Genomic DNA, 13228 nt, shown 5'->3' with positions numbered 1-13228 from the left:
AAAAACTTTCCCGCGAAACGGGAAAGAAAAGGGTTAGATGTTGTCGCGGATACCGAGATCAGCAACCAATTTGTTGTAGCTTGCGCGGTTTGTACGTTTCAAATAACGCATCAAACGGCGGCGTTGACCAACCAATTTCAAAAGACCAAGACGTGAAGAGTGGTCTTTTTTGAATGTTTTCAAGTGCTCAGTAAGAGCTGCGATACGAGTTGAAAGAAGAGCGATTTGCACTTCGCTTGAACCTGTATCACCTTCAGTTCTTTGGTATTGCTTGATAATTTGCGCTTTGTTCGCCGTATCTAAAGCCATAATAGCCTCCTGATGGGTATAAAATTTTACTCGAAAAACAATCTTCTCAAGCAGGGTCGGAATTATAGCGAAATTTTTTACGTTTGCATCCAAACTTGCATACAAGTCACCTCTAAACTTTTTTGGCTATAATAGCTTTAACAAAAAACAATCGGGGAGGTATGGCCGAATGCTGATGACTAAAGCCAGCGAATACGCACTATTATCACTCATTGTTTTGGCCAAAGCGGGGCATCCTCTCGATGCCGATACCCTCTCTCGCGAACTCGATATCTCCAAAAGTTTTTTGGCAAAAATTCTCCAGTCGCTGGCACGACAAGGAATACTCAACTCCTACAAAGGGGTCAAGGGTGGATTTGAGCTCGCGCGACACTCCCGCGACATTACCGTCTTAGAGGTGATGGAAGCGGTCGAAGGGAAAAGCCCTGCGGTATTTAGCTGCTCACCCTCTGCCGAAGACTGCCCATCCAACAAAGCGCTCAGCTGTGGATTGTGGCCTTTTTTAAACCGATTGCAGGGAAAAGTGGACGCTTTTTTGGGGACATTGACCCTCGAAGCCATTTTAGAAGAGTAACGCTTGGCAAAAGCAAAAAATAAAACTCCCGACATCAAAACCGTATTATCGGCACTCTTTGCATCGCGCGATTTGAGCGTTGTTTTTTTCGTTATGGCGATTTTGGCGATTATCATCGTCCCGCTGCCGAGTGCGGTGCTCGACTTTTTGCTTGCCATCGTCATTGCCCTTTCGGTATTGGTCCTCCTCATTTCGCTGTATATCCCTAAGCCGACCGATCTAACAACCTTTCCGACCCTATTATTGATTATCACCCTCTTTCGCCTCTCGCTCAATATCGCCACGACCCGTATGATTTTGAGTCACGGTCATGAGGGGCCTGAAGCGGTGAGTGACATCATCACGAGTTTCGGTAACTTCGTTGTCGGCGGAAACATGGTCATCGGGGTCATCGTCTTTACAATTCTCGTTTTGATCAATTTTATGGTTATCACCAAAGGTTCGGGGCGCGTTGCCGAAGTAGCAGCCCGCTTCACCCTCGATGCGATGCCGGGAAAACAGATGGCGATCGATGCCGATCTAAACAGCGGTCTCATCGACGAGAGCGAGGCCAAGCGTCGACGTGCGGAGATTTTGCAGGATGCTAACTTCTATGGAGCGATGGACGGGTCGAGTAAATTTATCAAAGGGGATGCGGTTGCGGGGATCATCATCACCCTCATCAATATCATCGGCGGCTTTTTGATCGGGATTTTTCAGTTCGATCTCGATGTTGCCGCAAGCGGTCACACCTATACCATTCTCACCATCGGGGACGGTCTTGTCTCCCAAGTACCGGCACTCATCATCTCCACCGCAACGGGTATTATGATTACGCGCGGTTCCAGCGACACGGGGGGAAATTTCGCCGAGGGCAGTATCAATCAGCTCATGGGGAATGCCCGCGTCATGATCATTGTCGGGTTTGTGATGTTGATGTTCGCATTGGTTCCGGGATTACCGACCCTCTCACTCGGATTTGTAGGTCTCATCTTCTCAGGTCTGGGATATGCCCTCTATAAATACGAAAAAGGGGAACTCGTCCTCACCTCCGCCCCTGCCGTCAATAAAGCGGGAGCTTCTGCTTCCGGTAGTGCTGCAGGGGGTGAAGGAACCGGTACAACTGCCCCTCGGAAGAAAACGAACGAAGAGATTGCCAAAGAGGAAGAGGCTGCCCTCGAAGATATCCTCAAAATCGAAATGCTCGAACTCACATTGGGCTATCAGCTCATTCGTCTCGCAGACAGTGCCCAAGGGGGAGATTTGTTGGAACGTATCCGCTCGATGCGACGTAAAATCGCTTCCGATTTCGGCTTTTTAATGCCGCAGGTTCGTATCCGCGATAACCTCCACCTCAAACCGACCCAATACGAAATCCTCCTCAAAGGGGTCAGTATCGGTGACGGCCTCATTCAACCCGATCGCTACCTCGCGATGGACAGCGGTATGGCAATGGGTGAAATCGAGGGGGAACCGACGAAAGAGCCGGCATTCGGTCTCGATGCGCTATGGATCGATCCATCCCTCAAAGAGGATGCGATTATCAACGGCTATACCGTTGTCGATCCGGCTACCGTTATCTCTACTCATATGAGCGAACTTGTCAAACGGCATGCCGAAGAGCTTCTCACCCGCCAAGAGACCCAGTCGCTCATCGAAAAAATCAAAAACGACTATCCGGTCGTCGTCGACGATCTTCTCAAAGTGGCCAATATCGGTCTTATCCAGCGCGTTTTCAAAGCGTTGCTGCATGAACGTATCCCGCTTAAAGATATGATCACAATCTTGGAGACGATGGCCGATGTTGCCGAATACACAAAAAGCGTCGACATCATTACCGAACATGTCCGTGCAAAGCTATCCCGTATTATTACGCAACTTTACACCAGCCCTGACGGTGTGATCAAACTCCTCACCTTCGATACGATGAGCGAGCAAATGATGCTGGAAAAATCGCAAGAGCGCGATGGGGGACGCCAGTTGTTGCTTAATGTCGGCGAGATTAATAATCTGATTCAATCTACCAGCCAAAAAGCAACCGAACTCCTCCAAAAAGGGATCTCACCAATTATCGTGATCGTCGATCCGAAACTTCGCCGTCCGTTGGCTGAGATTTACGAGCGCTTCAGCCTCGAAATTGTCACCCTCTCCCACGCCGAAATCGATTCGAATGCCAAATTCGAAGTACTCGGCTCGATCAGTTTAGATACTAATAAATAGGAATTTTATGACTACAACCTTTTACCACCTCTCCCATATCGATTTGGATGGTTACAGCTGCCAGCTGGTCATGGCGCAAACAGAGCATACGATGTACAGTTACAACGCCAACTACGGCGCAGAAGTGATGGATCGTCTCGAAGAGATTATCGAAACGATCAAAAAAGCCAAACAAGAAGCGACGATTCTGATCAGTGATCTCAACCTCTATCCCGAAGAGGCAAAATGGCTTAACAATGAAGTAAACCGCCTCAATGAGGGGGGATGGAACATCACAATCACACTCCTCGATCACCACGGCAGCGGCAAAGAGACAGCGGCACAATACCCATGGTACTTTCTCGATACGGAGCGCTGTGCGACCAAAATCGTTTATGATTATGCCCTTGAGCATTACGGGCTTAAAGCGGGCGGATGGCTCGAAGCCTTTGTCAAAGTGGTTAATGCCGTCGATCTCTGGCACCAAAACGAGACAGACGACTTTGAGTACGGAAAAGTGTGTATGCGTCTCATCAGTGAGGCCAAAGAGCTTAACCGTGTCATGTTTGCCGATGAAGATCGTGCCTATAAGTTGGCACTTTTGGAAGAAGCCGCTTTAATGCGTTTTCACGAAAAAGCCAACATTGCCCTTGATGAATCACTCCATCGTCTCAAAAAAGAGTTTTTCAAAAACGGTGTCGACGATACCCTCGACAACCTCTCAACCAAACACATTGTTGCCCTGCTCGGAACCAAACGCTCAACCATGACCATCTACTACAAAGGGTGGCGCGGATTTTTGAGTTACGGCCTGGGGAATACCTCGATCATCGGCAACGGCTTTTTAACAACATTCCCCGATTACGATTTCATCGTCGATGTCGGAACGCGCGGTACTATGAGCCTACGCGGACACGATAAAGTGGATGTGGCACAGATGGCGGGCGAATGGGTCGGCGGGGGCGGGCACCCTAATGCGGCAGGGGGACGAATCCAAGGGTTCAAAGAGCAATTCCGCTACGATAAAGTCAAACGTCAGATGGAAGACATGCTCGCCAACAAAGAGGCGATGCCCGGAAAGCTACCCCACAAAATAGAAGAATAATGATCCAAATCAACAACCTCACTAAAAGCTACGGAACTCGCGTCCTCTTCGACAACCTCTCACTGCGTCTCAACGCTGGAGACAAAGTCGGATTCGTCGGACGAAACGGGACGGGCAAATCAACCCTCTTTAAAATCATCCTCGGCGAAGAGTCGTATGAGAACGGCGAAGTAATCATCCCGAAGAATTACCGTATCGGCGCACTCCGCCAACATCTACACTTCACCCATAAAACGGTGCGTGAAGAGTGTGCATCCGTCCTCACCGGCGATATGAAACATGAGGTCTATCGTGTCGAAAAGATCCTCTTCGGTCTGGGATTTACACAAGACGATTTAGACAAGGACCCGCTGAGCTTTTCAGGGGGATACCAGATCCGCCTCAACCTCGTCAAACTCCTCGTCACTGAGCCGAATTTGCTGCTCCTCGATGAGCCGACCAACTACCTCGACATCGTCTCGCTCCGCTGGCTCGCCTCGTTCATCCGCAATTTTGAGGGGGAAGTGATCCTCATCACCCATGATCGCGATTTCATGGACTCCGTCACGACCCACACGATGGGACTCCGCCGCCGCAACATCAGTATCATCCGTGGCGGAACCCGCAAGTACTACGATCTGATGGATCAGGAGGATGAGCTCTACCTCAAGACCAAAGCCAACCATGACAAAAAGCGTGCCGAACTGGAAGATTTCGTCGCCCGCAACAAAGCCCGCGCCTCTACGGCAACGCTGGCACAATCCAAACAAAAAGAGCTGGATAAAATGGGGGTAATGGAGTCACTGGAGGGGGAGAAAGATCTCTCTTTTTCGTTCTCGTATAAACCTACCCCCGCCAAAGTGATCTTGCAGGCCAAAGAACTCTCTTTTGGATACACCGCAAACGAACCGCTTTTCCAAAACCTCTCGTTCGATCTGGAAAAGGGCAAACGTCTCGCCATCATCGGTAAAAACGGCAAGGGGAAATCGACGCTGCTCAACTGCCTCGCAGGTCTGCTCACCCCAAGCGGTGAGACCACCTTTCACCCCTCTACCGCTATTGCCCACTTCGGACAAACCAACATCGACCGTCTCGACAAAAACCACACCGTTACGCAGGAGATCCAAAGCGCCGATCCGAGCATGAATAATGTCCGTATCCGCTCCATCTGCGGGACGATGATGTTCAGCGGCGACGATGCCGATAAAAAGATCAACGTCCTCAGCGGGGGAGAGCGCAGCCGTGTGATGCTCGGCAAAATCATCGCCACCCCTGCAAATCTCCTCTTTTTGGATGAGCCGACCAACCACCTCGATATGTACTCGATCGATGCGTTGACCGATGCCATCAAAAAATTCGAAGGCTCACTCGTCCTCGTCACCCACTCGGAGATGATGCTCCGCGCCCTCGCCAATGCGCTCATCATCTTTCGTGAGGGGAACGCCGAATTTTTCAACGGTACCTACGATGAATTTTTGGAAAAAATCGGATGGGACGAAGAGATTATCGATGCTCCAAAACCGCTCAAAGCAACTCCAAATACGAATAAAAAAGAGAACAAACAGCTCCGCGCCGCCCTCGTACAGGAGCGCTCCAAACTCCTCAGTCCGTTGAAAAAAGAGGCGGATCATTGCGAAAATACGATCATGAAGCTCGAAGAGAAACTCAAAACCTCTCATGATCTTCTAACGACCTATTCAAACCAAGGGGAGACCTCCAAACTCCTCGAACTCTCCAAGCAAGTGGGGGAGGATGAGAAGATGATCGAAGAGCTGTTCGAGCGGCTCGAAATCGCTCATGATGAAATCACCCGTATCGAGTGCGAGTACGAGGCGAAGCTTGCCGAGCTCTAATACCCGCCTCGATAAACTCCTCTCCTCACTGGGGTATTGCAGTCGCCGCGAGGTCGCAACTCTCATCCGTGAGGGTATTATCTCCCATATCGACAACTTCCCTCTCAAATCCGATACCAAAGTCGCTCATGACAAAATCCGCTTCGAGGGCGAACCCCTCGATCCACCACAGGGGATGGTGATTTTGATGCACAAACCTGTAGGCTACGTTTGCTCTCATGACGACGGAGAGGGTCGTCTCGTCTACGATCTTCTTCCTGAACGGTGGCGCAGACGTGATCCGAAAATCTCTACCGTCGGACGGCTCGACAAGGAGACGAGCGGACTGCTGCTCCTCACCGATGATGGAGCCCTACTCCATCGCCTCACTTCCCCCAAACACAAAGTGCCCAAAGTCTACGAAGCGACGTTGGATCGACCACTAAAAGGGGATGAAGGTGAGATTTTCGCCTCGGGAACATTGATGCTCAACGGCGAAAAAACGCCCTGCCTCCCTGCGAAACTCACCGTAATCGACGAAACCCATGCCACATTAGAAATCACCGAGGGACGCTATCATCAGGTACGGCGGATGTTCGCTGCGGCAGGAAATCATGTCATCGCACTACACCGCTCGTCATTTGGGGATTTGACGCTGGAGGATCTAAAGATGGGTGAATATCGCCTACTCTCCTCCTCACTCTTTATAAATCATTGATTAAACCGTTTTTTATAGATCGCCAATTCAAGTCATAAATTTTCTTATCTAAAGTAAAAAGCATTCCTTGGATTTAAATACCGATGCCGATAGTACAAGGGGAGATTCGATAGACTGTTATATGGAAAATTCTTTGCTCATTTACGACCATCTCGCATTTGTCATCGCCCTCAAACGCTCCGGAGTCAATTTTCACTCCGAAGAAGAAGCGGGATTCGTCGTTCAAATGTCCGAACAACTCAGGATTCCTCTTTTCCCTGTCCATCGACTCGACAAAATGACCTCAGGGCTGGTGATCCTCGCCAAAGACTCCGAAACAGCGGCGCAATTTGGGAAAATGTTTGAAAACCGAGAAATCGAAAAATACTATCTCGCACTCTCCATGCGAAAACCCAAAAAAAAGATGGGGTGGATCAAAGGGGACATGGCAAAAGCAAGACGGGGAGACTATAAGCTCCTCGCTACAATGGAAAATCCTGCCATCACCCAGTTTGTGAGCTGTGCTCTGCGAACCCATGAGCGCTTTTTTCTCATCAAACCCCACACGGGGAAGACCCATCAGATTCGCGTCGCCCTCAAATCCCTCGGCTCCCCTATCGCTGGGGATGAACGCTATGCGGCATCCGATGAAGCACGAAAAGAAGATCGGGGATATTTGCACGCCTATGCGTTACGCTTTACTTTGAACGGCGAGGAATTTAGTTTTGTCGTCCCGCCCGATGAGGGAGAGAGGTTTATGAGTGCGGAGTGCACCGCTCAACTAAAAATATGGAGCCGCCCGTGGGAGCAGTTTTAGCGCAGCCCTTTAAGTAATGAGATGTACATGTATCGGTATATCTCTTCGAGATTATCGCTCATCATCAGATGCCCGTCGATCAGGAGTGATGCCAGTCCGTGCACCGATGCCCAGATCGTCGCCGCCTGAATCATCGGATCGGCTTTTTCGACGATCCCCACTTCCTGCGCTTCAAGAAGCAATCCGATCAAAGCATACAGCCCTGTCGCCTGTGTTTCGTCACGGTAATCACAGATCCCCTCGCGCTCTTCACGAAACCGCTCGCCGAAAAGGAGACGATAGAGGTTGGGATGTTCCATCGCAAACTCCAAATACGCACGGCTCATCCTCTCAAAACGCTCTTCGACACTGCGGCTTTTGTCTTTGAAAATCGGGGTGAACAGTTTATCGAGCTGAGTGTACCCCTGCTCAATCACCCCTTTCATCAATGCCTCTTTGCTCTCGAAATGGCGATACACCGCACTGCGTGACGTCCCCAAACGCTGAGTCAACTCACGCAGTGTAATCGCATCGAGACCTTCACTCTCTACCATGTGCAATGTGGTCGTCAAAAGCGACTCTTTGAGGTTTCCGTGATGATAGGAATTTTGTTTTTTCGAGTTCATGAGAAAAATTGTACCATAAAATGTTGACATTGTTTACATTAAATGTTAACATTGTTCACATTGTTTCTAAAATTCCATCCGATGAGTATACCGATGAAATTCGTTTTGCCCCTTTCTCTCCTCACTGCAATGCTGCTGGCAGAAGATCTATCAACGCTGCTTCCAAAAGCCTCATCCAATCTGCGTGTCGAATCTTCGCGCCTGATGATCGATAAGGCGCAAGCTCAAATCGATGAAGCACACAGTGCCTATTTCCCAACGATCAGTGTCGGCGGGATTTATCAACACAAAAACAAAACCACCGCTTTTGAACCCAAAACCATCCACGGTCTTGAACTTGGGGCGGAAGTGACCCTTTTCGACGGTTTTCGACGCGAAGCGCTTCTCGATGCCCTTCGTGCAAACAAAGAGGGATCCCAACAAAGTATGGAACAAGAGCGGCAAAATGTCTTCATCGAAACAATAGCCGCATACTATGATTATTTGGATATTCGTGACCGTCTCGAAACGAATGCGCAAAAATACAAAGAACTCAATGCACAGGTAGAGCGTTATACCATTTTAGTTCAAAATGATTTGGCTACAACCGACATTTTAAAATCGCTTATCGCATCTCGTTTGAACACTGAATATGACGATCAAAACCTTCGCACGCAGCTGGCCAAAAACAGAAAAGAGCTTGAACTACTTTGCGGTTCATCGATCAATGATGAGATCGTCTATCGGGAACTCTCAATGCCACAGCTCGCTCAAATGGAGCGCCATGATCTCCAAAGCGACCGTGCCTCGCTCGAAATACTCGAACACACCGAAGATCGCTACACCTATCTCCCCTCCATTACTCTCGGCGCCAAACACAAAGAGATGCACTACAAAGACTATGATACGATGGGAGGAGCCAATGCCCAGCCAGATAGCCAAAATGAAATCAGCGCATCACTCAATTTGACGTTGTTTGATATGGGGCGAATCTCCAAGGAGCGTGAACAGGCGCGGCTCGATACCCTCAAAGCACGCAAACTGCTCGACTATAAAACCAAAAAGCTCCAAAACGAAGCTGACATATCCCTTCTATCTTTGGATGCATCCCGCGAAGCGCTCAAAGCCGCAAAAGCGGAAGAAGAGGCGAGAGAAGAGGCTTTTAAAACAATCCGTAGCCGTTTTGAAGCGGGTCTTGTCAATTCGACAACTTATCTCAGCGAATTGACGTCTCTCAGCGACGCCAGAGCTAAAGCGCGCCATGCACAAAATGCACTCCAAATGGCAAAAGCCAATGCGGCATTCACCCACGGAATCGATTTAATGAGCTTAACGGAGGAAAAACGATGAAATATGCACTTTTAGGAATTACACTAACCGGATCGATCCTATTCGGAGATATCTACGCAACATTTGATACTCAAGCTTACCGCGAAGCACAGCTGGGGATGAACGCTTCGGGGATTGTCCAATCCGTCGGTGCACGTGAAGGGGATCGTGTCAAAAAAGGCTCACTCCTCGTCTCACTCGAACACAGTGAAGAGGAACTATCCCTCAAAATGGCGAAAGCCGATCTCGATGCCCTCGACAAAGAGTGCGCTTTTTTAAACGACCAATACGCCCGCTATGAAAAAAGTGCGCAGGTCTTCGATAAAAACACCCTCCAAAAACTCAAAAGTGAGCTCGACGCCAAACTCGCTGGGCGTGAACGTGCCCGTCTCGCCGTAGCGCTTTCAACCCAAAAACTCTCGAAAATGTCGCTCTATGCTCCGTTTGCTGGAAGCATTGCTCAAAAAAATATCGAAGTGGGCGACTATGTATCAACGATGGGGGGATCGCCGCTGTTCAAGCTCGTCAGCGACCAAAGCCGTCTGCTGATCCACTTTGACTCAAAATACGCCGGGAGCGTCAAAAGCGGAGACACGTTTTGTCTGAGTATCGATGGCAAAAATACGGGCAAATGCACCCGCATCACCAAGATCTACCCTACCGTCGATCCTAAAACCCGTCAAATGACCGCAGAAGCGGACGGTATGGGACTGCGTTCCGGGACTTTCGGCGACGGCCAGATTCGATCACATTAAGGGCTAACCATGTATAAATTTGCGATATTACGCCCTATCACAACGGTAATGTTCGCCCTTGCGATCATTTTTTTCGGTCTGGTCGAGCGTTCCTCCATGCCATCGGCACTCTATCCGAACGTCGATTTTCCGATCGTCATCGTCACCACCGTTTATAAAGGGGCCAATGCCGACATCGTCGAGAGCAAGGTGACCGATAAAATCGAAGAGGCTCTCAGCGGTATTTCGGGACTGGAGACCCTCAGCTCCGACAGCTCTAAAAACTATAGCGTCGTTGTCGCGCAATTCAAACTCTCCAAACCGCTCGATGAAGCGGTCAATGACGTACGTGATAAAGTTGCCAGCGTTCAGCTCCCTACCGAAGTGGATAAACCGATCATCGACAAACACTCGCTCGATGCCAATCCCGTCATTACCCTCTTTTTACAAGGAAGCGATACCAAAGCGGTGATGAAATACGCCGACGAAATTCTCAAATCACGTCTTCAGAGGATTGAGGGAGTAGGCGGTGTCACCATATCGGGTCTGCGCAAAAAACAAATCCTAATCACCCCAGACCCTGCCCTTCTGGCGAAATACAATCTGACACTCACCGATCTGATCGGTGTTATTCGCGCCCAAAACGTTCGGCTTGACGGAGGTCGGACGATCTCGACAACCCATGAGAACCGTCTCCTCGTCGATAACGACGCCAAAACACCCGACGAGCTTGCACACTTGCGTATCCGTGAAGGGCTGAGCCTCGGAGATGTCGCCAAAGTAGAAGACTCTCTCGCCGAGGAGAAAAGCTACGCGGCATTGGACTCCAAAGCGGGCGTATTGTTAATGGTCAAAAAGATGACGGGTGCCAACGAGATCGCCATCGCCGATGCGGTACGCCAAGAGCTCCCCGCCCTGCAAGCATTGCAACCCTCTATGATGCTCACGCCGCTTCAGGATGCGACGGGCTATATCCGAGACACCCTAAAAGGGGTACAATTCGACCTGCTGCTGGGATCATTTTTGGCCTCTTTCGTCATTTTTCTCTTTTTGCGCAATTTCACCCTTACCCTCATCGCTGCCATATCGCTTCCGGTCTCAATTTTAGGGGTATTGGCGATCATGGGGTGGAGCGGCCAAACGTTTAATCTCCTCACCCTTACCGCACTCACCCTCGCGATCGGGATCATCATCGACGATGCGATTGTCGTTATCGAAAATATTTTCAAACGGCTCGAAGCGGGGCGGGATCGACTCAATGCCGCGATAGAGGGGGTCGGGGAGATCATCTTCTCGATCGTCGCCATCTCGGCCATGCTCCTTGCCGTTTTCGTCCCCGTCGCGAATATGAGTGGGATCGTAGGACGCTTCTTCACCAGTTTCGGGGTGACGATCATCGCCGCGATCGTCGTCTCTTTCCTCATCGCCATCACCCTCATCCCGATGATCGCCTCTCAGATCGCCAAAGGGGAGCACAGCCGTTTTTACCATAAAACGGAGCCCTTTTTCGTCGCCCTCGAAGAGCGCTACCGCCGCATCATCTCTACGGCGCTCCATTACCGCAAAACGACCCTGTTTGCAGCATTGGGTGTCTTTATCCTCTCCATCGTCCTCTCGGGGTCGCTCGGGATGGTTTTCATGCCCAAAGAGGACAAAAGCCAGTTCGATATTACCCTCAAAACGCCGGTTGGAACCAGTATCCATGCGATGAAAGCCCTCTCCCTCGATGCCCAGCGCCGTATCCGTGCCCTCGAAGAGGTAGAGTACTGCACCCTCTACGTCGGACGGGGAACCGACCAAAAGGCGAACGAAGCGGCCATGTACGTCCATCTCAAGCCGATCCATGAACGTCATCGTAGCCAAAAAGAGGTGATGGATGAGACACGGCACATCTTGGAGAGTATCAAAGGGTTCACCTCCGCGACGGTCACCGAAGTCAACGACGTCGCGGGTTATGAGATCAACACGCCGCTACAAATCATCGTCAAAGCGCAACGTGCCGAAGATGCCGAAAAATCGGCACAAAAACTGATGGCGATGCTCCGCTCGATAGAGGGAACCACGGATGTCCAAAGCAACATTCAGCCAAAAGCTCCCGAACTCGTGGTCAAAGTGCTCACCGAAAACGCCCGCCGTCTCGGGGTCAGCGTCGATGAAATCGCTCGTGTCATCGCGAGTGCCTATTCGGGAGAAAACACGGTCACCTTTATGCGCGAAAACGGTAAAGAGTACGATGTCATGATGCGCCTAAGCGATGATGCGCGCACCGATGCGTCTACTCTGGATACCCTCACTGTCCGTACCGACAACGGCTCTACCGTCCGCCTCTCCTCGGTCGTAGAAATCAGCACCTCTACCGAGCCCTCGACGATCAAACGATTCGACCGCCAGAAAAAAGTGCTGGTGGGAAGCGACATCACCAAAGCGCTGCCGCTGGATAAACTGGTCAACATTGTGAATGAGCGCCAAAGCGAATGGCTCACCGATGGCGTATCATTCGAGTACGACGGGGATGCCAAATACATGAAACAAAGTAACGATGCGTTCGGCGTCGCCATCGGTGCGGCGGTCATCATGATCTATCTGATCCTCGCCGCACTCTACGAATCGCCGCTGCAGCCGATCATCATCATGAGCGCCTTGCCGCTGAGCTTTACGGGGGCGTTTATCGGTCTGTGGGTTGCAGGGATGAATATGTCCCTCTTTAGTATGATGGGGCTGATGCTCTTGCTCGGACTGGTGGGGAAAAACTCCACCCTCGTCGTCGATGCCGCCAACCGCCTCTACCATAACGGACACGAACTGGACGAATCGATCATTGAAGCGGGCGTGGCACGTCTGCGCCCGATTCTGATGACGACGAGCGCAATGGTGTTCGGGATGCTCCCGCTCGCCCTCTCGGTCGGGGAAGGTTCTGGGGTGAAAGGACCGATGGGGGTTGCCGTCATCTGCGGATTACTCCTCTCGACGCTGACCAGCCTCCTCGTCGTTCCGGCACTCTACAAAGTGCTCGCCCCACTGGATAATAAAATTCGTAAGCTTTATACGATTAATAAAAAGCCTACAGAATGACTATAGCTGATTTACACC

The 13228-nt window shown here is 50.5% G+C and carries 11 protein-coding genes; 9 read left to right on the top strand and 2 right to left on the bottom strand.

Features of this window, described 5'->3' with window-relative positions:
- Positions 1–33: 33 nt before the first annotated feature.
- Complete coding sequence (gene rpsO, locus JHC35_RS04410) at positions 34–309, bottom strand: 30S ribosomal protein S15 (RefSeq protein WP_294918789.1); 276 nt, start codon at positions 307–309, stop codon at positions 34–36.
- Between the two features lie 169 nt (positions 310–478).
- Here rpsO and JHC35_RS04405 point away from each other — a divergent pair, with 169 nt between their 5' ends.
- The 6 genes from JHC35_RS04405 to JHC35_RS04380 all read left to right on the top strand — a co-directional run bounded on the left by JHC35_RS04405 (position 479) and on the right by JHC35_RS04380 (position 7491).
- On the top strand, positions 479–883 hold the full coding sequence (locus tag JHC35_RS04405) for an Rrf2 family transcriptional regulator (protein ID WP_295042382.1): 405 nt from the start codon (positions 479–481) through the stop codon (positions 881–883).
- 33 nt (positions 884–916) lie between these two features.
- The gene (gene flhA / locus JHC35_RS04400) at positions 917–3082 is read left to right on the top strand and encodes a flagellar biosynthesis protein FlhA (protein WP_295042405.1); all 2166 of its coding nucleotides are present in this window, start codon (positions 917–919) and stop codon (positions 3080–3082) included.
- Between the two features lie 7 nt (positions 3083–3089).
- Positions 3090–4166 carry a phosphoesterase gene (locus JHC35_RS04395; protein WP_295042380.1) on the top strand — a complete coding sequence of 359 codons (1077 nt, stop codon included), beginning with the start codon at positions 3090–3092 and terminating at the stop codon, positions 4164–4166.
- On the top strand, positions 4166–5998 hold the full coding sequence (locus tag JHC35_RS04390; protein ID WP_295042378.1) for an ABC-F family ATP-binding cassette domain-containing protein: 1833 nt from the start codon (positions 4166–4168) through the stop codon (positions 5996–5998). Before JHC35_RS04395 ends, JHC35_RS04390 begins: the two co-directional genes overlap by 1 nt.
- Entirely contained in the window at positions 5985–6695 is a 711-nt protein-coding gene (locus tag JHC35_RS04385) for a pseudouridine synthase (RefSeq protein WP_295042376.1), read from the top strand. The genes JHC35_RS04390 and JHC35_RS04385 overlap by 14 nt, the downstream gene beginning before the upstream one ends.
- A 121-nt stretch (positions 6696–6816) precedes the next feature.
- Positions 6817–7491 (top strand): TIGR01621 family pseudouridine synthase, encoded by a 675-nt coding sequence (locus JHC35_RS04380; protein WP_295042374.1) that lies wholly within the window; start codon positions 6817–6819, stop codon positions 7489–7491.
- Here JHC35_RS04380 and JHC35_RS04375 read toward each other — a convergent pair.
- Complete coding sequence (locus JHC35_RS04375) at positions 7488–8096, bottom strand: TetR/AcrR family transcriptional regulator (RefSeq protein WP_295042372.1); 609 nt, start codon at positions 8094–8096, stop codon at positions 7488–7490. The genes JHC35_RS04380 and JHC35_RS04375 overlap by 4 nt on opposite strands.
- Positions 8097–8189: 93 nt before the next feature.
- Here JHC35_RS04375 and JHC35_RS04370 point away from each other — a divergent pair, with 93 nt between their 5' ends.
- From JHC35_RS04370 to JHC35_RS04360, 3 genes are read left to right on the top strand one after another with little or no spacing between them, the layout of a single operon-like run.
- Positions 8190–9425, top strand: coding sequence for a TolC family protein (locus JHC35_RS04370; RefSeq protein WP_295042370.1), 1236 nt, complete (start codon positions 8190–8192; stop codon positions 9423–9425).
- Positions 9422–10159, top strand: coding sequence for an efflux RND transporter periplasmic adaptor subunit (locus JHC35_RS04365; RefSeq protein WP_295042368.1), 738 nt, complete (start codon positions 9422–9424; stop codon positions 10157–10159). Before JHC35_RS04370 ends, JHC35_RS04365 begins: the two co-directional genes overlap by 4 nt.
- A gap of 9 nt (positions 10160–10168) precedes the next feature.
- Positions 10169–13210, top strand: coding sequence for an efflux RND transporter permease subunit (locus tag JHC35_RS04360; RefSeq protein ID WP_295042366.1), 3042 nt, complete (start codon positions 10169–10171; stop codon positions 13208–13210).
- Positions 13211–13228 lie beyond the last annotated feature (18 nt).

The sequence above is a fragment of the Sulfuricurvum sp. genome, from assembly GCF_022759005.1.
Taxonomy (GTDB): domain Bacteria; phylum Campylobacterota; class Campylobacteria; order Campylobacterales; family Sulfurimonadaceae; genus Sulfuricurvum.
Note: the sequence above shows the minus strand (reverse complement) of the source record. Positions and strands in the feature narration are given on the sequence as shown.